The sequence below is a fragment of the Bacteroides fragilis NCTC 9343 genome (assembly GCF_000025985.1).
Taxonomy (GTDB): domain Bacteria; phylum Bacteroidota; class Bacteroidia; order Bacteroidales; family Bacteroidaceae; genus Bacteroides; species Bacteroides fragilis.
The window spans coordinates 2,288,525-2,312,292 of the sequence record NC_003228.3; the positions used below are offsets into that span (position 1 = coordinate 2,288,525).

Genomic DNA, 23,768 nt, shown 5'->3' on the forward strand with positions numbered 1-23,768 from the left:
AAGTGGCCTCTTTTTTCTATATTATCCTCACATTATCGGGGCGGTTTGGCGAAGTTGTTATTTCTTCTTTTTCTTATTCTTTTGTTTTTTTGTATCTTGTCCTTTCGCTTTTTCCTTATCAACAGGAGGGAACTTCGGAACCAGATTCATCAGTCGCAGAATTTGTCCTTGGCGTCGTTTGATATAAGGTGAGGGGTGTGCCGAGTCGAATCGTATTGGATTTGGTAAAGTTGCTGCGATCAGGGCACACTGTCCCCGGGTCAGTTTGGCAGCTGTCGTTTTAAATTTATATTTAGCGGTTGCCTGAGCACCGTAAATACCTTTACCCATCTCGATGGAGTTTAGATATACTTCCATAATCCGTTCTTTCGACCAGCAAGTTTCAATCAGAAATGTAAAGTAGACCTCAAATCCTTTTCGTATCCACGAAGATTGTGGCCAAAGAAAGACGTTTTTCGCTGTCTGCTGGCTGATGGTACTGGCACCCCGTTTCTTTTTCCGGGTTTCGTTTTCCTTCATCGCTTTTTTGATTTCTATCATGTCGAATCCGTTGTGAGAGGCAAAGCGGTTATCCTCCGAAGCAATCACCGCCATGGGCAGGCTGGGAGAGATTTTATCAAATGGTACCCACGTATGCTTGCATACCACTTTTTCTCCCGAAACGAGTTGCTGGACAGAGCGGATAATCATAAGTGGAGTGACATATACCGGCACGAATCGATAGAAAATGACGGCACCGATCGAGGAGATAAAGAAAAAAAGGATCAGATTGCGCAGAATGCGAAAGGGTTTCCGGAGTTTCATTGTGTGTGATCTTGTTGGTTATACGAATGTGCCAATATACTGACTTACCATCCTTTTTGTATGAAGGAGTAAACAGTATATTGGCACATGGCATAAAACACCTGGGGGTGTATTATGAAATCGTTATTTACCGGCTTCAGCGTTTTTAATCATCTGTTCACTGGCGTACATAAATATTTCTACACGACGGTTTTGTTCCGGTGTTTCCGACTCGTTGTATTGTGAGTAGCCTACACCTTCCACCTTTTTGAATTGGTAAGGTTTAACGCCACATGCCTGAAGATAATTTTCAACGGCGTATGCACGGTTGGCCGATACTTTCTGGTTAGCTTCGTAGCTGCCTACTTTATCGGTATGACCGATAATGGCTACATCGACTGTCGGATCTTCTTTCAGGATATTGGCAAATTCAGCCAACGATTGTTTAGATGCTGCACTTAGTGCAGAAGAGTTGAATGCAAAAAGTATACCTGAGGGGAAAGTTACCTTTACGGCAGCCAGACCATTGTTATCAGTAACTTGTTCTACTTGTGCGTCTTTGATCTTTGCAGCCTCAGCAGCTTTCTTGTCCATCTTACGACCAATGAGAACACCTGCTCCGGCACCTACGGCAGTACCTACTGCAGCACCGATAGCAGCACCTTTTCCTTTACCGGCAATACCACCGATAATAGCTCCCAAGGCCGCTCCCGAACCACCGCCGATGACACCACCCTTAGCTGTATTATTCATGCTTCCGCAACTTCCGAAAACAAGCGCCATGCTTAGAAACAAAGCCATAAATTTAATTTTCTTCATAATTAAGCTCTTTTTATATAGTTAATAATTAAATGGATACTTCCATTTTATAAAAACGTGGCAAATATACAGATTATTTGTTTTGCCTGTCATTTACCTTGTAAAAAAAACAAGAAGATATGTGCTTTTGTTGTCTAAGCTGTGCTTTTTCTTTTCAGAGTATCGGGCGCGACAACACTTTCCGTTTAATCAATGCAAACCAACCGGCCAGAATAAGCCCTTTGGCAACAGTAGTGACGCAAACAGCCCACCAGATACCTTCTACTCCCATGCCCATGCGGACAAACAGAATGGCGAGCGGAATACGCATGTAGTTGCAGGTGATGCTGATAATGGCAGGTGGAATGGTGCGTCCGATACCGTAGAATACACCTTGTGTCGTGATCTCGAGCATCATAAAGAGTTGTGAATAACCGTCGATGCGGAGAAACACGCCTCCTGCTTCATAAGCGGCTTGTTCGGGAACAAAGAGAGCAAAGATTTCGTTTCCGAAAAATACAAAAAGCAGGGTGCAGAGCGTACCGAAAATTGAAGTCATCAACAAAGTCGTATGCCACGATTTGATCACACGGTCTGTTCGTCCGGCTGCATAGTTCTGGGCAATGAATGCGCTTAAGGCAGTAGAGAATCCTTGTGATGTATTCCAGGTGATAGCCTCAATTTGCCCTCCGGTGGTAAAGGTCATCAATCCGATATGCCCTCCTTGTTCGGATGCTGTACGGCAAAGGAACATATTGACGAATGCAAACAAGGTGTTAAGGGTAGCTACCGGTAAACCTAATTTAAGGATACGATGGGTATATTTTTTCTTTAACCGGGTAAAGAAAGAGAATCGTCCCAGTAAAGCGTCTCTGCAACGTAATTGATAGATAAAAATGCCGAATACTGCTGCTTGCGAAATCCAAGTAGCATAGGCTGCTCCGTTGGTACCCAGCCCGAAACCGAAGATGAAAAGGGGATCGAGGAGGATATTCAATACCAATCCGGTACCACTGATGTAGAATGGTATCTTACTTCTTCCGGCGGCATTATAAATACCGGTAAAGGCTGCCGAAAGAAAAATGAAAGGTAATCCGGTAGAGATTATGCGCAGATAAGCGATTGCATTTTCGGTGATATGTGCTTCCAGTTCGTAGATACCGATGATGGGACGTGCAAGCAGGAAAAGCAGTCCACCCCAGCAAAGTGAAATAATAAGGGCGATAGTAATGTTGTGTGAGGCGAAATTACGGGCATCTTCATGATTTTGTGCTCCGATGGACTGACCTACACTGACCTCGGAACCTACTTTGTTCAGTAAGGAAATGGAACCCGACATCCAGGTCAGGATACCTACCGAACCGACGGCGGCGACGGCTTCACTCCCCAAACGCCCTACCCAAGCCATATCTGTCAGACTATATGCCATTTGGATAAACGAGGTGGCCATAATGGGCATCGCCAGGTTAAACAATTGTTTATTGATAGGACCTTGAGTCAGATTCTTGATTCCTTGCATGATATTATTTAATAAGAAATGAGTGGCAAAGATACGACTTTCTTCCGGCTGCAATCCTTATCTTTGCGGAGAAAATTTATAGAAGAATATGAAAACAACTCAGAGAACGGCCGGATGGTATCATGTGATGGCAGCGGTGACAGTAATGATATGGGGAACAACTTTCGTTGCTACTAAAGTTTTAATAAAATATGGCCTGTCACCTGTCGATATTTTATTCTACCGTTTTTTATTGGCATATATTTGCATCTGGTTTTTCTCTCCTCGTGTGTTGCTGGCTAAGAGTTGGCAGGACGAACTGCGGTTTGTAGGACTCGGACTATGTGGAGGTTCGCTCTATTTTGTAGCCGAAAATACGGCATTGGGTATGACGCTTGCTTCCAATGTATCGTTAATTATCTGTACGACTCCTATTCTGACTGCACTGTTGGCACCCTTTTTCTATAAGGGTGATAAATTAAAAGCACGTCTGATAGGCGGTTCTTTGATGGCGCTTATCGGAGTGGGACTGGTTGTGTTTAATGGTAGTTTCATTTTGCAGCTTAGTCCGGCCGGTGATATTCTGACCCTGATAGCTGCATTAATGTGGGCTTTTTATTGCTTGCTTCTCAGGAGGATGAATACTCATTATCCGACATTGTTCATTACACGGAAAGTTTTCTTTTATGGTTTGGTGACTCTTTTACCCCTATTCTTAGTGTATCCTTTACAGACGGATATACATATCCTGTTCCGGCCCGTTGTCGCTCTAAATCTGCTTTTTCTGGGGGTGATTGCCTCGATGCTGTGCTATATTATGTGGAATACGGCAGTGAAACAATTGGGAGTGGTTTGTGCCACCAGTTATATTTATGTAGTTCCCCTTATTACTTTGCTGACCTCTGCCATTGTGATCGACGAAACCATCACAATAGTTGCTTTATTGGGATCGGCACTGATTCTGAGCGGAGTATATATTGCCGAAAGGGGAGTGAACTTGAAGAAATAAACAGTGTCGGCAATTGCTTTAATTTTCTGTCTCTTCGATTTTCGATGAAATCTTCTCTATGGCTTCACTCAACTCTTTTTCAGGAGGAATTACATTGAAATCTTCCCAAAAGCTTTTGTCGTATACAAATGGAGTTTCCGCAAAGATGGTATGTACGGACAACCGCTCATTATGGTCGAAACGGCTGACATTATCCGTTTCTATCTTGCAGGTGACCATTTCAAACCATGTATGTAGGATGGTATTGTTGAGCCATTTGTTCTTTTGTTTTATTTTAAAGTGTAAGTCTCCGCGTACATGGTGGATGTAATATGTCTGTTTCCAAGGTTTATAGGATACGGTATAAACCACCTTTTGGGGAATAATCCGGATGTTGCGGCTTCTTTTCTCAACCAGCATGTTGGCTGCTTTATGTATATACCGCGGAGTCAACTCGAATCGTGCCCGGAGCAGGGCGCTGTTTTCCGAGTCGATGTAGAGTTCACCGCAATAATAGGGATACTTGATACTTGGACGCTGTTCAAAGGAGACTACATGGGCAAGCCGGTTATCGATAACAGCAAGGTCGCTGGAAGTGTAGACATAGACACATTCTTTGGAGTCCGGAAGCAGAAAATCCGGCAAACTTTTGATTAGGTCTAACTCGATGCTGGCATGAATACCCGATTTCATTTTAGCAATTAAGGTATCCTTTACAGCTTGGTTAGTGATACGGCGCATTTTCAACAACTTTACTTGGTCGGTCTTTTCCGGGGTACTTGACGAAGCCTTATATATCTTGAATATTCCCTCAGTCAGGCTGACAAACCGGTTCTTTTGCTCGATACCCTCCCTATAGAAAGAGGTCAGATAGACAGGGACTTTGGAATAATTCTTTTTTCTGAATTGCAGCATCTCTCTCAATAGACGCACCGGATTGACAATGCGTACAATAACCTCTTGCAGGGGAATTACCTTAGGCTCCAGAGCAAAAGTTCCGTTTCGTCCGGCAAGTAGGGATGCATCCGTGGTTTGCGGTACGTAGCCCAGATGTGAAAAGCGAATCCGGCCGTTTCGGAGGGAATCGGGCAGATGAAGCCTGAAACTCCCGTTTTGATTGGTGACACTACCGATGGAGGAACCCTCGGCACCTACGGTAGCATAGGGGATCGGCTCTCTGGATAGTTGGTCTATTAATGTTCCTTCAAGAGTGAATGAGAGTGTGCTGTCTCTGCATAAACCTTCTTCCTTACTTATACTTAATGCCGTTTCCGGTCGATAAATGATGATGTGTTTGTCTACCGAACGTAGTTTAAGGTTGTCATTACCAATTATACTGTAAATGGCTTGGCGTACGGTCTGTTTTCCACCTTTCAACTTTACCGTACGTTCATTGTCAACCAGTTTGCTGTCGTAGATGAACAGGTATCCTGTCTCTTCCGTTATTTTAGAAAGTAGTTTATAAACGGTCATTTCACTTTTCGGTAACCGGATGATACGATCGAGTATACCGGAGTCATCCGCCTTTACCCGGGCTGCTATGAATAATAGCAGACAGGTGAACAGGCATTGCAGGCAGAGACTTTTCGAGGCTTTCATTGTTTTGGGGTTTTGATTCCGGGATTACTCGGAGAGGGTGATTATGTTTTGATTGCGTGTGCACTTCAGGTTCAGTGCAAGGCCGATTAGCTCGGCCATTTTCTCAGGAGAATCCTCTGAGAACGAAACCGTCAGTACATGTTTCCCCAGTTCCGGGGAACTTTGCAGATGTATTTCCGTCTGGCGAAGGTTGATGGCATGCAGGATGTGATCCAACTGTTCGTCTTTGAAACGCATATTTTGCATGTATCGGGTAAACTGTTCGGAATTCTCGGTCACAGTCAACTGCCATTCATCGCCCAATAAAGTAGCGGTCTCTCCGGCCTTGACATGTATTTCCTGGCCATTCTGCTTTTGAGTAACTTTTACCTCACCTCTCTGAACTGCTAATTCGAATGGAGAGTTGCCACTGTTTCTCACATGAAAGGCGGTACCTATCACCTCGATCTGTACTTTTCCGGTTTCGATGAAGAAAGGACGTGCACGATTGCCCGCTATGTCAAAAAGGGCGTTTCCTTTCAAACTCACTTCTCTTCTTTTTTTAGAAAAATGTTTGGGATATTCCAGTGAAGTCTGCTCTGACAGATAGACAACGGAACCATCCTCAAGCGTGGTGACCAGTATGCTCTCTTCTTTGTTTGCTTTGACTAATAGTTCACCGCCGGAAAGATGGCGGTCGGTCCGTAACACCGTAGGCAGGTAAACACATAGGCTTATAATAGCTGCAATGGCTGCTATGCCGATCCATGCGGTCGGACGTGTGGCAAAACGACGTTCTGTCACCGTTGGTAACAGTCCGTCTGTCTCCAGGCGATTGTGTAATTTATTCCACGCCTGATCGGTTTGGGTCTTGTTTTTTTCGATTCGATTCATGATATCTGGATATAATTCTCAATTTCTTTTCGTAAAGTCCGGAGTGCACGGGTCATTTCTTTCTCTACTGTTTTTACCGATAGTGAGAGGAGAGAGGCTATTTCTGAATACTTTTTTCCTTCTGTGTGGTGTAGTCGGAAGATATGCAAACGGCGCTCCGGTAGTTTCTCAAGGGTTCGGTTTATAATTTGTTGCAGTTCTTTGTACTCAATCTGCTCTTGCGGATCGGGTGAAGCTATATTTACCGGAACGGATAAAATCGCATCCTGATAGCGCCTTTTGACATCCTGATGTTCGCAATATTGGATAGAGCGGTTACGTACAGACCGATAGAGATAGTTCTTGACAGAATGAAAAATCTCAAGTTTTTCCCGATCCTTCCAGAATACATAGAACAATTCTTCGACGATTTCTTCGGCTACGTCCGGTACACCCGTTATGCTGGCGGCGTATAGGCGAAGCGGAGTATAATATTGGCGGAATAATGTTTCAAACGCCTTTATATTGCCTTCTTTTATTTGAGTAAGTATAAATACGTCGTTCAGCATATTGGGGGATATATCGGGAGTTAGAGTTCGTCAAAGATACTATAAAAAGTGATTACTGCTTCTGCTGCTTTTTTAATTTGTTTACTGCATGCTCCAATGACTCTGTAGGCTCTATGATATTATAGCCTCCCCAAAAGTTGTCACTGGTAAAGTTATCCACTTTGTCTGAGAATACATGATTTTGTTTGAATGCTGCTTTATATGGAATAGCTGTAATATTGTTTTCTTTCCTGTCCGTAACCACCATTTCCGATAAGATGGTATAGTTGGTAGAAAACAGTTTACGCTTCCAGTCACACTTAAAGCGGATATTGTTCCGGATATAACTCAGGTAAGTGATCCCTCCCAGGTTTTTGTATGATATCAGGTATGATACTTCTACCGGTTTGAAACGCAGTCCGAAAGGTTTTTTTCTTAAGATAGCTTGAGTGGCTTTATTCTTATCATCCATGCTGAGGTTAAACTCGGCGCGTGTGAATGACAGTCGCTCTTTATCGATGTAGAGTGTACCATAGCATAAGGGATAGGATAATTTTACTCTTGGACGGAAGCTGATGACATACTGGGATCGGTCGTCAATGCTGGTCGGGTCTTCCATTCGAAATTCGTAGAACAATAGGTCTTCTTGAGCCAACAGGCAGTCCGGGTTCTTTACTATATCCATATAAATGGCCATATTGGGGCCTCCGAGTAATTTTACAGCCAGTGTGTCACTCTGTTTTTGGCTCAACAGTCTGCGTCCTCTGTAAATCTGAACCCGATCGTGTTCGGCAGTTTCATTGTAGGGCGTTTTATAAATATTGATTACAGCCTCTGAAATATTGATATAGCGACGCCCTTTTTGAGCCAACTCCCTGTAGAATCCTGTGAGCATGTTGCTCTGGGGACTATAATTGGCCGGAATCTTGCGAAGTGCTTCTTCCACAATGCTGCGTGGATCTCTGGCTCTTACCAGGATTTCACTAAGCAGGTTGGCATAAGGAGTGAGCCAGACAATCCGTTCTGTGGGATTTTCTTCTTTTAAAGGGATACGGGAATTGAGATAACCTACATGTGAGGCTTCAATGTCTTTGGCCTGAACCGACTCGGGAATCTTTAGAGTAAACTCACCGTCTGCGTTGGTGACGGTACCGACACTGCTTCCCGGTATCGATACATTGACATACTCCAGTTTCTTTTTGTTGAGTTTGTCTTTGACTACTCCACTGATCGTGGTGTATCTTTCCGCATTGTCCTGTGCAGCCAGTGGCATGATGCCCGACAGAATCAAAACTGCCAGTATACATCCGATTGATCTTATCCATTGCGTTTTCATCTTTTTCAGAGTTTAAAGGGTGAATAATAGTTTGCTTTCTGTATATAAGATCGTTCAAACGGAGAATACCCTACGAATTTCTGAAGAAAAATGAAAAAACTTCAATGAAGAGTCTTTTTCAAGGATAATTTAATCGTTTTACTTCAAAATCTCATTCAAATCCTTGGTGAGACATCCCCATTTGAATTCATGGTTAGGTGTCAGATAGGGATACTTGGCATAAGAATTTTGGGTGACAACTTTAAATTCCATTATTTGCTTTCCTCTGATCCAACCATAAAAGCCAACTTCTTTTCTGTTGAAGTCTACCCAACCTACAACGACGTAATCTTTGGTTTCGGGGTGCTGCTCTTGTGGATAACCATAGGTCCAATTGTCGGTTGGAGGGTTGGCAGTTGTTTTCTTTGCTACTTTGATATCAATTTTGGCACCGTTTACTTTTACGTCAAATTCATCGGAGTGATGGGATTGGAAATCTGTCTGGTCCAATTCGAATGGGATTCCCAGATTTTTCAGGTGTTTTTGGAATGCCAACTCTCCGATACAGCCTAGAAGGGCTTTGTCCAGTCTCTCTTTTTCGGATAACCCGAAACGTGAATAAAGTCCGTTTTGTATCATGCTTTCCGCTTTGGCTTTTGCCATGGCGACTGTTTGATCAAAATTTAAATCCTGTACGATCATAGTAATAAGGTGTTTTATTTATATCTGGTTATTGAATGAAAACAAAGATAGTTTTTTTAGTTATCATAGTACTTTAATCGTTGATAAAACTACATTAAAATTTCTTGTTATCATATTGTGTCGCATAAAGTGAATCAATTGGGGGAATTAAGTAATAGCGGATATTGTTTATATCCTTTAATTTGCAGCCAAATTATAATATCATCTTTATTTTTATGGTCAATATTTAATTTGTTTAAAATGAATAAGCATGATTTGATTAAAAAAGTGGCATTGAGGGGTAACCTGAATGCAAAAGAAGCTTCTGCTATTGTAGAGGTTGTTATGAATGCTATGGTTGAGGCTATACTTCGTGAAGAGAGTGTGACTTTAGTTGGATTTGGTACATTTTCTATAAAAATGCGTAAAGCACGAAATGTGTTGAATCCATCTACCGGGGAGAATATGGTGATTCCCGCTAGAAAAGTGGTGAAATTTACTCCGGGATACAAGATGAAGCTAACTGATAAAGAGTAATGAATAGCAGTTTTATATGTTTTTAATTAATATGGATAATAAATGAAAAGAGAAATTATTTCAATAGCTTTAAGTCTGTTGTCTGTATGTGGTATAGCTCAACAGAAAAACGGATAACCAAGAATCTGGTATTTTGCATCATAAGACTTACGAAACTAATCGTTTTTTTGATAATTGGTTTGTAAATATAGCCGGGGGTATTAATGTTTATGAAGGAGAGTATGACCATAAGGTAACTTTGGGAAATCGTTTGTCTCCCGCATTAGACATATCGGTAGGTAAATGGATAACTCCTGCTTATGGAGTGCGTTTACAATATGCTGGACTTCAGGCTAAAGGTCTGACAACTACTCAAAGTGGGTATGCCAAAAAGCAATGCCGGAATTACTATAAGGAAAAATTCGGAATTTTAAATATACATACAGACCTTATGTGGAACTGGTCGAATGCTTTTGCCGGATACAAGGAATTTTATTCCTTATTGTGGGATTTGGATGGGCACGTTCCTATGGTAGTAATCAGCATAATGATGAAATTGCTGCTGCACTGGGTATATTAAATACTTTCCGTCTAAATAAAAGAATTGATTTAACACTGGGGACGAGACAAATGTTTGTTAATCAGAATTTTGATGGAGTCGTCGGTGGATGTAAGGGAGAAGGTATGAGTTCTGTTACATTAGGATTAAACTTTAAACTGGGTAAAACAACTTTTACTCCTGTGAGTAAAGTTGCAACTGCGGACTATAGCCGTTACAACAATTATATAAATGAACTTCGTATTCAGAATGAAGAGTTGGATTTAAAGGTACAACATCTGATTACAGAATTAGAAAATGCCAGAAAAGCTGATCTGGAAGTGGTTGTAGAATTAAGGCCCGTTGCTTCACCCGTAGCTTTATTCTTCGAAATAGGTAAAACGGTTTTGGACTCAAAAGAATTAGTAAATTTGAAATTCTACGTGAAAAATGCAATGAAGACAGACCGGAACAAAACATTTATTTTAATTGGTTCAGCAGATAAAGATACCGGTAGTAAGGAACTAAACCAGTGATTAAGTGAAAAGAGAATAGATTATGTGTATAATTTGCTGATTAATAAATATGGTATATCCGCTAATCGTCTTATTAAAAAAGCTGAGGGTGATACGAATAATCGTTTTGGGGGACCTAAATTGAATCGGGCTGTTATTGTTGAATAGGCAAGGTAATAATTATTAGATATGGAGTGGGAGATATGGTGTATGAAAATCATATTTCCCATTTTTCATATTGATCAAGGATATAATGAGAACAGATTGATTTATTGGATACGGGATAAATAACGTCTCGACTTTCAGAACTTTCTTTGCCTTCTTTTGTTTAAAACCAAAATTTTGATATTGTGATGTGCTAACCTGTTACTTCTGTATGTAATATGTTGTTTCTATAACAATATATTATTTTGAAAATAATTGGAATATAATATTCTAATACGTTTTGTTTATGAAAAAAAATATAGACTGGAGAAAAATAAAAAGTGGAGATGAACAAGAATGGAGTTTATTGTTTTCTGAACACGTAGATTTTTTGTATTCTTATGGAATGAAAATTAATCGGGATAGCTGTGTTGTAAAGGATGTGATACAAGAGGTTTTTATATCTCTATATGAAAAGCGGAACTCTTTGGATGATTTGATGAACGTACGGGCATATTTATGTCGGGCAGTACGTTACAAACTTTTGGATCAACTGAAAAAAGCCCCTCATCTGTCTATAGAGGAAATTAGCGAAGAAGAGTTTTTATTGGCAGTCAAGCAGGTTCAGAGTTCAGATAATATTGAAATTGCGAAAAAAAGTAGTTTTGTTCAGAAAATGTTAGATAAACTTAGTCCAAGACAAAGAGAAATTATTTATTTGCGCTATTTTCGTGATATGGATATAGAAGAAATTGTAACTACCATTGGAATCAATAAACAATCTATTTATAATCTTCTTTCATCAGCATTGAAAATAATGAGAAAACATAAAATAGAAGAAGCCGTTTCTCTGTTTGTATTATTTATAATTGACAGGCTATGATGGAAAAAGAGCAAGTAACCAGAATGCAAAATTCAGATTTAAAAGAATTGTTGGAAGATGTTACACTCAATGAGATACATCTGAGTAATGAGGAACGTCAGGAAATGACTTCTACCTTTTCGCAGATTATCAAGAAGAAAAAAAGAAAAGTTCAAAAGAAAAGAATTTGGTCTGCAGTGGCTATATGTGCATGTGTCGTAGTGGTTGTCTTGGGATGGTATTCTATGGGGCAATTGACTGTTTTTTCTGCGGAAAAAGAAGGAATATTGGTTGAACTTCCAGATCACTCTGTTGCATGTCTCAATAGGAATACCTCACTTCACTATAATCGTTGGGGATTCCGTTTTTTCAGAGAAGTGAAGTTAAAGGGAGAGGCATATTTTGATGTGTATAAGGGAAGCCATTTTGTTGTGAATGCGGATCCATATAAGGTTTCCGTTCTTGGTACACGTTTCAGCGTTAGTCAAAAGAACGGTCAATTTAAAGCATATTGTTTTCAAGGAAAGATTAAAGTGGAAAACGGTAAACTAAACAGTGGACAGATTTTAACAGCTAATCAGAATATTTCTGTTGTTCTCGGAAAAGTATCTTTGAATATCCAAAAAGAATTAGAACCGGTATGGGTAAGAAAACAATGTGTATATGAAAATATACCATTAAATGATGTGATCAAAAAACTCCAAGAAGTATACGGAATAACCGTGTTATGTAACAGATATTGTGACAGTTTGCGCTTTACCGGTATATTCCCGGTCGATGATTTAGATTTAGCAATTCAGTTGGTGTTTGAGCCTTTTAATTTGGAATGCAAAAATGTAGGTGGTGAATGGAGATTATATAAGAATGATATGAAAATAGGTCGGGAAAATCGGTGAGAGCATGGATTAACGTTGAAATAGATAATACTGTGCGAGGATTTTTCATATTTTACGTCCGGCAACGTTTTCAAAATAAAGTTCTGAATCTGAAAATAATAACTGAGGATTCTGCTTTTGAGGCTAATGCTAATGCCAATACTTCGATTAAATATCATCATTACTTGTTTTGGGAAAAACATACCATTGATAGTGGAAAGAATTTTATTCATTATATTCAAATGTTACAGGAGGTATCGGTATATTTACTGGTTATCAGTCTAGTCTAATTTGTGCAGGAGTCATTGCAGAACAAAGCTTTTTATGAATTCAGATGATATGATAACCTTATGACCAATATACTTCAGTGTTTTTTTTGTGTTATTATGTTAGCTAATCTGAAAAGATGTTTTTGAGAAGAGAAGTAGTGTCTTTTTTTATTTTCTGACAAATGGTTTGTTTTACTGATGTCGATATAATTTTCATTTATTTTCTTTTCAATTATTATTCAAAATATGATTTCTATTTTTTCTTCTTTTCTTTTTTTATATAAATTATTGTTTTATAGAGAGTTGCATATTTTATTTTTTAGAGTGTCTTATAGAGTGAATAAAAGGTCTTGTTCGGGTAACAGGTGGTAGCTTATTGTTGCGTTTCTTTGCAAAAAAATGCAGGATATATTGGGTTACTGATATATTCTGTTGTTTAGGAGTCTGTGATGAGGTGTTAAAGTGTGTTTTGTGGATAGAGTAGAATTTTATTGATTATTCGACATATGTGCGTCGTCATCCCCCCCCTCCCTAAAAACAGTTTTATGAAGATATATATAATGAAACAACAAATGAGGCAAGCAAAAAGGGTTAATTATTTAGATGAACATTTGAATTGTCTTTTTTATAATGGAAATCCGGAGATCGGTTTCAGGCACTTAACATTGCAAAAGGGAAAAACTTGGTGCGAACTTTCTGCTAAAAATAACTATTTTTTTTTTCTGTTGGAAGGTGCTTTAATAGTTGATTTTAATGAATGTGTTGGTTACGAGGTTGGTAAAGGAGAAATGATTTATTTGCCAAGATCTGCTGATTTCAAAATTTTCGCCAAGGAAAGTGCAGACTTAATAATTCTTTCTTATGGAATACCCGTTCAGTTGTGTGATAAACTTTCTTTGTCACAATTAGGAGCGTTTATCACTGATTTTAAATATGAGTTTAAATCACTTGATATTCGTGTTCCATTGGATACTTTTCTAAAATTATTAGTCAAGTATTTGGATTCAGGTATGAGCTGTCAGCACATGCACGAATTGAAACAAAAGGAGTTATTTCTCATTCTTCGGGCTTATTATACCAAAGAGGAAAAAGTGAATTTTTTTTATCATTCGATAGCTGCTTCGCTTACTTTTAAAGATAAAGTTATGGGAGTTTATTTGGAGGCCAGAACCGTGCAGGAACTTGCAGATAAATGTGGGTATGGATTGAAGACTTTTCAACGGCTTTTTTACAGTTGTTTTTCGGAAGTACCCAGCAAATGGTTGATGAAACAAAAAGCACAACACGTAAAAGCGCGACTATTGGATAGAGATATTCCTATAAAAGTGATATTGGATGAATTTGGATTTTCTACATATGCGAATTTTTGTAATTACTGTAAACGTTATGTAGGAGATACTCCCAGAAATATCCGTGAATCGGTCACATTGGGTTTCCGGAAATAAAAAGATAGATATCAATATATAAATAAATTAGTTCAGATAATCATGAATAAGAAAGTAATATGGTCTTTTTTAATTAGTGTCCTGTTAGGGCAGTGTAACCTTCTTTATGCTCAAAATATCGTTGCAAAGACCAACATATTGTATGACATGACCTCTACTATCAACTTGGGAATGGAATTCGGATTAGGTCCCAAATGGACTTTGGATTTATCCGGGAATTATAATCCGTGGACATTCTCTGATAATCATAAAATAAAGCACTGGATGGTGCAACCTGAAGTCAGATACTGGACCTGCCAGAGATATAGAGGACATTTTATTGGTTTACATACACATTATGCTTTTTATAATCTGAGCGGGACTCTTCCTTGGGGAATAAAAACAAATTTTATTAAGAATAATCGTTATCAGGGATGGCTTGCTGGAACCGGAGTTTCTTATGGGTATCAGTGGATTTTATCTAATCGGTGGAATCTGGAGGTGACGGTAGGCTTGGGATATGCTTATGCAAAATATGACAAGTATCCTTGTTACCGTTGTAGTGAGAAAATAAATTCAGGTAATAAACATTTTGTCGGACCAACAAAGGTAGGACTGTCTTTGATTTATGTAATTAAGTAGAGTGTAATATGGAAAAATATATGAAAAGATATTTTGTTTTAGGGCTTATCATATGGAGCTCTTTTGATATTGGAGCTATGGAAGCAGAGTACAATCGAATATCCGTACCTGATTGCCAAATGGAATTGGATGGTGATTCGGTACGCTTAACTATGACAATAGATATTGAAAATGTCAAAGTAAGTACTAATCACTCAGTTGAATATACTCCGGTACTTATATCTTATGAGCATGGTGAAGATAGTGTTGCAAAGTTACCCAAAATACTTTTAAAAGGACGGATGGAATACAAAGCTTATCAAAGGTACGTTTCTTCGAAAGAGTATCGCAAGGTAGCTTTGAAAGAGCAAAAAGAACAATATTTTCTCGTATTGAAAGGTTATGGCCCGGAAAAACAAAGAACAGTACAATATTCAGCCGTTTTACCTGCTCAGGAATGGATGCGAAATGCAAGACTGGAGTTACGTGGAGATGATTGTGGTTGTGGAAAGGTATTGGCCTTGAAAAGAGGAGAATTGGTATTGGATATCGTTGATAATACTTTGCCCTTAATAGCCGAGAATATCAGAGAAAATGATATTATTTCAGAGAGAGCTGCGATGACAGTTGCGCAGGAAATTTCCCAGAAGGAGAAATTTGTACAACCTTTCTCTAAATCGGATATTATCCGAGATAAGGAAAAACTTGCTAATGGAGAAGTGGCTAATAGTCTTTTGATTTATTTCCCTTGGAACAGTGCAAAAGTGGATAGCGGTTACATGAATAACAGAGAGGTTTGTGCTAAAATAATAGATATTATTAATAAGCTTAATGCTGCTGATGATTCGAAAGTTGTAAAAGTACTTATTGGAGGATTTGCTTCTATTGAGGGGAAATACGATTATAATAAGCAGCTAGCTGCTAACCGTATCCAGGGTCTTTGTGATTTTTTAAAAGAGAATACAGCTATCCAAGATGAACAGTTAGAACTTTATAATGGAGGAGAAAATTGGAGTGAATTGAGAACGATGATTTTGAAGTCTGATATAAGTTATAAAAGAGAGGTGTTGGATATCATCGATCATATAAGTATAAAAGATGGTAGAGAACGTAAACTGATGGATTTGAAAAGCGGTAAACCGTATCGCTATATCAAAGAGCACTTTTTTCCTAAACTCCGTTATGCGGGATATATAAAAGTGTATTACGAACTAAATAAACAATAGTAATTTTTAATTTTATTTTTATGATGAAAGTGAATTCTATGCTGGCAGTAGCATGTACTGCTCTGGTGATTACATCGTGTTCTAACGAGGAAATAGTTCCCGTTTCAATGTCTAAGAAGGTTTCTGTAGTACTTAATTTACCGGCTATGGCTCATACCAGGGCAATTGATAATATTGCTAATTCTGGAGATATGGTGACTATGAGTGGAACTGTAAAGTTGTATGCGAAGACTGCTCAAGATGGTGGAGTTGTCAATACTTTGACACTTCAAGTTTCTGATTTTACAGGATTGGATACAGGAACAGGAAGTAAAACGGTTGAGATTTCCGGTGCAGCTACTTATATCGAAGTAGAGGGTAATATTGATGGTTCTGCCACAAAGACTGATGATGTCAATTCTCGTCAGGGAGGTGTGACATCTGATGCAGTACGTGTGGTTGGAGGTGCTGCAATTGTTACTGGGGGATCTACTTCTACCTGTTCTATAGAAGTAGCACCGGAGATGGCTCGTGTTGAAGTTAAAGGAGATTTAGGAAGTTCATTCACAAATCTGGCAGAACTTAAGGTTAAAGGAATCTATTTGAATAATGTAAAACAGAAAAGAGCAGATGCTGCTGTTGTAAAAACAACCAAAGCTTCGGCTCCTGATTGGACGACTGCGTATACTGCTGGTGGTACTAAATCAAATTTATACAATACATTTATCGGGACTCCTATTACTAAGTTTGATTCTGGCAAAGCTGATGGCTATAATTTTTTTCCACAGGATTTCCATATTGCCTCTTTATCTGCCGCTGCGACAACTAAAGAAGAGGCTGCTAAATATCATCCTCATGTGATTATGGAAGTTGAATATAAAATGAATGGAGTTGGAGCTCTTTCGAAAACAGGTTGGTTGAACGTAGTAGCTTTAAAAGATAATACTTCCTCATCATACATTGGAGAATTTGCTAATGGAAAAGTATACCAACTGGATTTAGCTGATATTAAAAAAATTATGGATGTTCCTGTACCTCCTGTTACTGTTGATCCGGATCCGGATGCAGTTAATGTTGATGTAACAGTTACAGTGAAAGGTTGGGAACTTGTGTTTATCAAACCGGAAGTATAAACCATTTCTAAATTGAAGGGGTATCTTAAAATGCCCCTTCTTCTAAAATTAATTCATCAAGATATTAGTAGCGATGGAAGATAAGAAAATAAAGTTTCAGATTATCTGTTTTCTCTTTTTCTTTTTATTATCAGGGTGTATTTCGGAGAATACCGATGATTGTTCACAGGGAACTTTCTTGAAGTTCAGATATGTGTTGAATCCTGCCAACGAAGATTTATTTTCTTCTTCTGTGGATGTTGTAACAGTATATGTTTTCGATTCCGAAAAGAAATTTGTTACGATGAAAGTTGATTCCGGATATAATCTTTCGGGCGGAAATATTATGAAACTTAATCTGCCTGATGGCAGATATGATATTGTAGCTATCGGTGGGGATTTGGCTGATTATCATATCGGAACATTCGATAGTACGGCTGAAGAGTTCTTTAAATCCGGACTTGAGCCTTTCATAACATCCTTAAATGATTTTCGGCTGAAAGTTGTATCTGTCAGGCAAGGCACTTTGTTTCCGGACTCTTTAAAAGACTTGTTTGTGGGAATGGTAGAAAATGTAGAGGTGAGGTCGGGAAAAGAGTTTAATTACATGATTGATTTTACAAAGAATACAAATCGTGTGGAACTTCGTGTATTGGGCTTGGAGCATATGGAGTATACTCCTGTTCTCTCAGCGGATAACGGAAGGTATAATTACAGAAATGCCATACCCAATGATGCTTTGGAAAGAATATATGTTCCGTTGTCTTCTAATACTAGAAGTGAGGGGAAAATATTTACATATAATATATTGCGTTTAATGGAGGACCGCTGGGTTTCTTTACATTTTTTGGATAACCGTGGAAATAATATTATACCAGAATTCGAAGGGTTGAATATTATTGAGGAGATAATGAAATCTCCTAAATATAATCAACAGATGGATCTTGATAGAGAAGATTATTATGAAATTGAACTCAAGTTTGATGGGTTGACTTTGGTCTCGATGAAGATTAATGGTTGGGAAATTATTTCTATCAATCCGGAGGTCTAATCATTATAAAATAGTTTGTAAAGAGAGTATGAGAAAAGCTATAAAAAGAATTCTCCCATTATTATTTCTGTTGCAACTAATATATAGTTGTATTGCGGATAAAGATGAGTTTATGGATCAGATTCAGAATAGTAATCCTGTTCAAATAGAGCTTTCCACACGTTCTTTTGTAGAGGGTGGAGTTACTATTTCTAAATTCCGTTTTATTGCAGTGTCTGCTTTAGGTAAGGTTGTCATAAATCAGATGATCGATAACCCGGTAGATAGGAATTTTACTTTTTCCATTATTCCTGGTAATTATACTTTGTATGCTGTTGCCAATGAAACAGTAGAGATGACACAACAATTGAATGATGCTTCTACAAAAGACGAAGTTAACCGAGTTCAAATACCCAGTATTTACGGGAAATCGGAGAGAGGGTTACCATTAGCCTGGATCAGAGAGGGAGTAATAGTAAAGGTAAGAGAAGACAATAGTTCATATGGAACTGTATCTTTTGATAATGGTGTATTATGGAAAAATGTGATTGATGTCGAGTTGGAGCGTCTTGCTGCTAAACTTCAATTGAAGTTGAGAAGAAGTAATGCGAAAAACAGAATTCTTTTGAAAGCGGCTACCTTTTATTCTTATCCGTCTTTTTCTTATTTATATCCATTGAATTACGACGGACTAATTTTAGGATACGACCAAATGATAAATAGGGATATAGAGATATTATCTGTTGATGATGGTACGGAGAATTACACTGTCATACGCTCCAATTATTTGATAGGAGAATTACTGGGGAGAGGAATACCTTGTTATATTAAGGTGACTTTTCTTCGTGATGGCGTACCGGAAACTCATAAATTATCAATCGGTCAATCTCAAAGGAATAAATATTATCAATTAATGGGCACTATCACTACGAGTGGGGTCGTGATTGATAATATTGTTGCTTTGCCTTGGGGAAATGCTACTGACAACATTGATGTTTCCGGCGTTGAGATTCAATTTTCTAAGGTAGAAGTTCCTTATTCTTATGAAACAGAGAGTAATGTTCATTTTGTAACAAAAAATATTGCGGAAGAAAACATTCGTTTATCAGATGGTTTGTATTCATCGGATGGTACAGTGGTAAATGTGAGTTCTAAGTTTGATATGCGTAAGACAAAACTGACATATTCTTATGATAAGACAACCGGAAGGGGAAATGGGATTCTGACAATAAAACGTAAAACAGCAGCCGTGACTTCGGATACTTTACTGATTTATGCAGCCGGACTTCGCAGAACGATTATAGTGAATGGGCTTGGAATAGCAGGTTCCAATGTTTATTGGGATGAATTAAAACAGCAATTGACATTTGATAATGTACCTCAGAAAGGGGAAAAAGCACCTCATGAACATTATCAAGGTGTATATTTCAAGTATGGTGGAATAGTTGCCCGTTCGGGAGGAAGTAATAACCAATTATCAGAGATTATCTGGAACGCTTCAGGTGCCAGATATACAGTAAGCAGTGATATTCCATATCTTACTGATATGGATTATCCGGAGTCTATGTCAAATATGCCTTTCTCTCCTAATAATGATATAGGGGATATCTGTATATTTTTATCAAGAAGGGGTATTGCACCCGGATCAGAGAAAGGAATGAAATGGAGAACGCCTACCAAGGAAGATTGGCGGGCTATTATTTCTGCTGATGTAAAGAAAACAGAAGGAATTTGGACCGATATCGGTGAAAACTCAGATTGGAGTGGAAATACTTCCTTGGAACAAGGTATCAGAATTGACAATCGATATTTTTTCCCCGCCAGTGGCTCTGCAAGTGTGAGCGGTGGATATTTTCAGAAAGGTTGTTATATCCGATATATGTGTAGTTCCCCTAAAAGCGGAGAACGGATATATACGTTTCAGCAAGAGCAGAATGATATTCCATTCATTCATGCTGGAGTGCTTAGAGATGCGAATTTGATGCCTGTTCGTTGTGTGGTAGATGACAGTCCTGAATCGATCAAGCCTTTATATATGTTGACTTATAATATAGATGAAGCACATGCCCGTACAACTGTGAGTTCAGGAAATATATTTATCAAAAAACAATATGTCGATGCTGGCAACAGCATAACACTTTCTGATCAGGTTTTAACTTCTTCAGACGGTAGACTCCATACCGGTTGGGTTGTGGATGGAAAAGAGTATATGTTAGGGGCTGTTATTTCTAATGTGAATAAAGATCTGGTTGTCAGGCCTAAATGGGCTCCCCGTAGTATAAATTGAATTACGTCCTTGTTTTATGTATAAAAAGAAATCTATGAACTATATAAGTATACTGTTCGTTCTGTTTATGTTTTTATATGCATGTACGGACGAAAATATTATTAATGATGCTTCAGGACGTATACCTGAAGCACCTGAAGGGAAAGCTAATATTGCTGTAAAGTTTCAATCGGGTTCTTTCAATAAACCGGTTACCAAAGCAACAATTCACAATGATGGTGATTTTGATAATCCATGGGTATTATCATTTAAACTGCCGGCCGGAGGAGCAACAACTTCGGATGCTGTTTTTGTGGAGGCTGTACCGACTAAACAAATAGCCGGTCAGATGATTGTGCAGCTATCAGTAAGTAATGAACCGCATGTGTTGTATTTTGTTGCGAATGCGGATGCAATGATTATGAGTAAAAAGGAGTCTTTCAGTGGGAAAACATATGATGAGATAGCCGGTCTGCTGACATTTGGTGATCCGGTTTCATCGGGAGGTGCAGGATTGACTCCACTTTCCAATCCGCAGGGAAGAATTCCTTTTGTTAATGAGAAGATTCCAATGACTTCAATGATTCGGGTCGATAAAATAGAGAAAAATATGTCATTGGAACAAGTGGTGAATTTGAGCAGAATAGTTTCTAAACTATACATTGATGCGACAAAAGCGAATCAGAAAAATAGTTTTATATTGACAGGATTCACAGTTGTCGATGTCCCGTCAGTGGGATATTTTGATAATATGCTTCCAATTGATAGGGTGACGCCTCAGGAGGTTGTTGATTATGGGACGAAAGATGATACTGCTACTCGTCTTTCAGGACTGATAATTAGTGATATTGTGGGAAATACTACTAAGTCGGATGTTTCTGACCGTCCGGTTTATGTATATCCATTCTTGACCGGAGATAATAGAGGTGGAGAGTATGGGATCATTTTGTCAGGACATTTTGGTAATAATATTGATAGATATTTTTACGTGAAGCTTGGTGGTCCTAAAAGTAGTGCACAATTAAATAAGCCCAATGTCAGCTATAAAATCAATGTAGAGTCAGTGGAGAATAGGGGATATGCTACTATTGAGGAGGCTTTAGTGAATTATCAACCGGGTACAGGGGTTGTATGCCGGGTTACTTTGCTGGATGATTTTCATGAATTAGTGGCTAACGGCCAATATTATTTAGGCCTGTCGAATTCAGAGTTTTGTTTTTATGCGGACGGAGAACAAAATGATATTATAGTGACTACAGTCACTACGAATGCTTATGATAGAGGGAATGTGGCACCTTCGTCGTCCATCGAATTGCTTAACGCAAGAGGGATGGAACTGGTAGCCGGACAAACAATAAACTCTAACTCAACAGATATTAAGGTTAACTTTACTAATTCTGTTTCGGCTGAAGGAACTGTTAGAGTTACAATTGGTAATTTGGTGAAAGATATATCTGTGACTAAACAGAATGTTTTTCTTTCCAACTATGAATCCGGTAATAATGGAGTACTAATTGGAGAACATATTGTTAGTGCATATATTCAGTCTGATACCCAATCCGGCAATGGAAACGTAGGTTTAGCTACCATGGTCAATTCTTTGGATAGACGAACTGAGATAGAGACATCTTTAGAAGGAGGTACTGATTTATATTTGTTTTATCGAAGACGCATTGGAAATCAGGATCTAAAAATCTGTGCGTATAATAGTGTGGGGAATACCCGTTTGATCGAATTAAAAACATCGTTACCTCAATTTGCCGGGTCGAATATTTATTGGGACGGAACAAAACTGACTTTTGATGATACCCCGAGTGAGGGGCAGAGAGCACCTCATGAACGTTATCAGGGGCTTTATTTTAGATATGGATCTTTATTTGCATTAGGAGGAGATGCCTCCACTCCGGAGGTTACTTTTAATCCGACTAGTGAAGTATATGATATTAGAAATATCCCTTATGCTATTAATGAAATAGTCCCGCCATTGAATCAAAGCAATAGAGAGGATAATTTATCCGGATTGAATATTGATGACTATTCGAAAGGAATTGGAGATATTTGTAGATATATGACTGCAAGAGGATGGGCACCTCTTGGAAAGAAGTGGAAGACCCCATCGGGATATGAATTGAAAACTTTAGAGAACAATCACGATTTACTTACAACGATAGGTCCCTATGGAGAGGATAATTCCAAGTCTCATCAATGGGGACAATACGAAGTACCGGCAGGTACAACTTTATTAAATATTTATTTTCCTGTATCCGGTTTGAGAGATAATAGTAACGGTAGATTGACTAATTTATCTTTTGGGGCATATTATAATTCCTCTTCTGCAACGGCAACTAATGCCTGTGTAGCTATAGTAGGGGGGAGAGGAGATTTTCTTATTTCCCCTAATTCGGGTAGATATTGGTTTAGGACTGTTCGGTGTGTTGTCGATGATTCTCCAGAACCTGTAACTCCGATATATACGCTTTCATATGATGTGAATAAGCAGGAAGGAAGGGATATTATTATTCCGAAAGGAACTAAATTATTAAGACAGCATGTGGAGCAGAATGGTTCTGTTCAACTTTCTGGTACCAGATTGGAAGCTTCTGGACGGGTTCATGTGGGCTGGAGCATTAATGGTAAAGAGTATGCTTTAGGAGGATTGGTCAATAACATAACTTCAGATTTGGTGGCTAAGGCTATTTGGGTAAAGGGATATTGGGTAGGCAATTCAATCTGGGCGTCTGGAAATTTATGCTCTGGTAAATTTGCCACTACACAGGAGTACATAAGTAAAGTTTGGAATGGAGGAGACTATTATAATTGGAATTGTAAGGATCCTTTGGATATTGATAAGGAAGAAATTTATACCGGATGGAATCCTTTAAATGATCCATGTCCGATTGGTTGGAAAACACCATCAAAAGCGGATTTTGATAATTTGGTTAGTGCCGGATATGTATATGGATTAAAGAATGGTGTAGCAGGCTATTGGTTTGGAACTGTGACATTGCCTACCGCAGAAAAACAAGATGATTACTTATTTATGCCATCTAAAGGTGGATACAGAGATCTGAACTCAACAGGTCTTGCTCAAGTAGAATCTTACACAACATATTGGAGTACGATAAAAGAAGATGCAGGAGGAACTAATCCTTACTTGTTGGAACTAAAGACTGACAATTCTGGTATACGTGTTCGTACTACACATTCTACACGTTATGGAGTACATGTCCGTTGTATCAAGGATATAGATTAGTACCGGATACTAAACTTTACTATGTTGACTATGGTCTGTGAAGATAGTAGTAATATTTCGTTTCTTTCATGGGGCT

General features: G+C 38.6%; 21 protein-coding genes. 13 read left to right on the forward strand and 8 right to left on the reverse strand.

Going from position 1 to position 23,768, the window contains the following annotated elements; translation table 11 throughout:
- Nucleotides 1-57: 57 nt before the first annotated feature.
- From mtgA to BF9343_RS09155, 3 genes are all read right to left on the reverse strand, one after another.
- Complete coding sequence (mtgA, locus tag BF9343_RS09145; RefSeq protein ID WP_005786953.1) at nt 58-804, reverse strand: monofunctional biosynthetic peptidoglycan transglycosylase; 747 nt, start codon at nt 802-804, stop codon at nt 58-60.
- Between the two features lie 123 nt (nt 805-927).
- Entirely contained in the window at nt 928-1,602 is a 675-nt protein-coding gene (locus BF9343_RS09150) for an OmpA family protein (protein ID WP_005786956.1), read from the reverse strand.
- A gap of 154 nt (nt 1,603-1,756) precedes the next feature.
- Nucleotides 1,757-3,100 carry an MATE family efflux transporter gene (locus BF9343_RS09155; protein ID WP_005786958.1) on the reverse strand — a complete coding sequence of 448 codons (1,344 nt, stop codon included), beginning with the start codon at nt 3,098-3,100 and terminating at the stop codon, nt 1,757-1,759.
- A gap of 88 nt (nt 3,101-3,188) precedes the next feature.
- Between BF9343_RS09155 and BF9343_RS09160 the strand changes: the two genes are divergently transcribed.
- Nucleotides 3,189-4,088, forward strand: coding sequence for a DMT family transporter (locus BF9343_RS09160; protein ID WP_005786960.1), 900 nt, complete (start codon nt 3,189-3,191; stop codon nt 4,086-4,088).
- 18 nt (nt 4,089-4,106) lie between these two features.
- Here the strand turns inward: BF9343_RS09160 and BF9343_RS09165 are convergent, their stop codons facing one another.
- The 5 genes from BF9343_RS09165 to BF9343_RS09185 all read right to left on the reverse strand — a co-directional run bounded on the left by BF9343_RS09165 (nt 4,107) and on the right by BF9343_RS09185 (nt 9,083).
- Nucleotides 4,107-5,666: a carboxypeptidase-like regulatory domain-containing protein gene (locus BF9343_RS09165; RefSeq protein ID WP_005794770.1), complete on the reverse strand. Its 1,560-nt coding sequence runs from the start codon at nt 5,664-5,666 to the stop codon at nt 4,107-4,109.
- 24 nt (nt 5,667-5,690) lie between these two features.
- Nucleotides 5,691-6,539: a FecR family protein gene (locus BF9343_RS09170; protein WP_005818022.1), complete on the reverse strand. Its 849-nt coding sequence runs from the start codon at nt 6,537-6,539 to the stop codon at nt 5,691-5,693.
- Nucleotides 6,536-7,087 (reverse strand): RNA polymerase sigma-70 factor, encoded by a 552-nt coding sequence (locus BF9343_RS09175; RefSeq protein WP_010992764.1) that lies wholly within the window; start codon nt 7,085-7,087, stop codon nt 6,536-6,538. Before BF9343_RS09175 ends, BF9343_RS09170 begins: the two co-directional genes overlap by 4 nt.
- 52 nt (nt 7,088-7,139) lie before the next feature.
- Nucleotides 7,140-8,402, reverse strand: coding sequence for a carboxypeptidase-like regulatory domain-containing protein (locus BF9343_RS09180; RefSeq protein WP_010992765.1), 1,263 nt, complete (start codon nt 8,400-8,402; stop codon nt 7,140-7,142).
- A 138-nt stretch (nt 8,403-8,540) separates the two neighbouring features.
- On the reverse strand, nt 8,541-9,083 hold the full coding sequence (locus BF9343_RS09185; protein ID WP_005786969.1) for a hypothetical protein: 543 nt from the start codon (nt 9,081-9,083) through the stop codon (nt 8,541-8,543).
- A 240-nt stretch (nt 9,084-9,323) separates the two neighbouring features.
- Here BF9343_RS09185 and BF9343_RS09190 point away from each other — a divergent pair, with 240 nt between their 5' ends.
- The 12 genes from BF9343_RS09190 (at nt 9,324) to BF9343_RS09245 (ending at nt 23,692) form a co-directional block, all read left to right on the forward strand.
- Nucleotides 9,324-9,599 (forward strand): HU family DNA-binding protein, encoded by a 276-nt coding sequence (locus tag BF9343_RS09190; protein WP_005786971.1) that lies wholly within the window; start codon nt 9,324-9,326, stop codon nt 9,597-9,599.
- 133 nt (nt 9,600-9,732) lie between these two features.
- A complete protein-coding gene (locus BF9343_RS23925; RefSeq protein ID WP_224223167.1) occupies nt 9,733-10,158 on the forward strand; it encodes a hypothetical protein in 426 nt (141 codons plus the stop codon).
- Nucleotides 10,083-10,652, forward strand: a complete 570-nt coding sequence (locus BF9343_RS23930) for a hypothetical protein (RefSeq protein WP_224223166.1) — start codon at nt 10,083-10,085, stop codon at nt 10,650-10,652. Before BF9343_RS23925 ends, BF9343_RS23930 begins: the two co-directional genes overlap by 76 nt.
- A 430-nt stretch (nt 10,653-11,082) precedes the next feature.
- Entirely contained in the window at nt 11,083-11,658 is a 576-nt protein-coding gene (locus BF9343_RS09200; protein WP_005786975.1) for an RNA polymerase sigma factor, read from the forward strand.
- Nucleotides 11,655-12,533: a FecR family protein gene (locus BF9343_RS09205; RefSeq protein ID WP_010992767.1), complete on the forward strand. Its 879-nt coding sequence runs from the start codon at nt 11,655-11,657 to the stop codon at nt 12,531-12,533. The genes BF9343_RS09200 and BF9343_RS09205 overlap by 4 nt, the downstream gene beginning before the upstream one ends.
- Nucleotides 12,534-13,326: 793 nt before the next feature.
- Nucleotides 13,327-14,226, forward strand: coding sequence for a helix-turn-helix domain-containing protein (locus BF9343_RS09215; protein WP_010992768.1), 900 nt, complete (start codon nt 13,327-13,329; stop codon nt 14,224-14,226).
- Nucleotides 14,227-14,268: 42 nt separating this feature from the next.
- On the forward strand, nt 14,269-14,847 hold the full coding sequence (locus BF9343_RS09220) for a DUF3575 domain-containing protein (RefSeq protein ID WP_005786983.1): 579 nt from the start codon (nt 14,269-14,271) through the stop codon (nt 14,845-14,847).
- A gap of 8 nt (nt 14,848-14,855) precedes the next feature.
- A complete protein-coding gene (locus BF9343_RS09225) occupies nt 14,856-16,052 on the forward strand; it encodes a DUF3868 domain-containing protein (protein WP_005786984.1) in 1,197 nt (398 codons plus the stop codon).
- A 20-nt stretch (nt 16,053-16,072) separates the two neighbouring features.
- Nucleotides 16,073-17,164 (forward strand): hypothetical protein, encoded by a 1,092-nt coding sequence (locus BF9343_RS09230; RefSeq protein ID WP_010992770.1) that lies wholly within the window; start codon nt 16,073-16,075, stop codon nt 17,162-17,164.
- Nucleotides 17,165-17,237: 73 nt separating this feature from the next.
- Nucleotides 17,238-18,194: a FimB/Mfa2 family fimbrial subunit gene (locus BF9343_RS09235; RefSeq protein ID WP_005786989.1), complete on the forward strand. Its 957-nt coding sequence runs from the start codon at nt 17,238-17,240 to the stop codon at nt 18,192-18,194.
- Nucleotides 18,195-18,222: 28 nt separating this feature from the next.
- Nucleotides 18,223-20,460 (forward strand): hypothetical protein, encoded by a 2,238-nt coding sequence (locus BF9343_RS09240; protein WP_010992771.1) that lies wholly within the window; start codon nt 18,223-18,225, stop codon nt 20,458-20,460.
- A 34-nt stretch (nt 20,461-20,494) separates the two neighbouring features.
- Entirely contained in the window at nt 20,495-23,692 is a 3,198-nt protein-coding gene (locus BF9343_RS09245) for a fibrobacter succinogenes major paralogous domain-containing protein (RefSeq protein ID WP_010992772.1), read from the forward strand.
- Nucleotides 23,693-23,768: the final 76 nt, after the last annotated feature.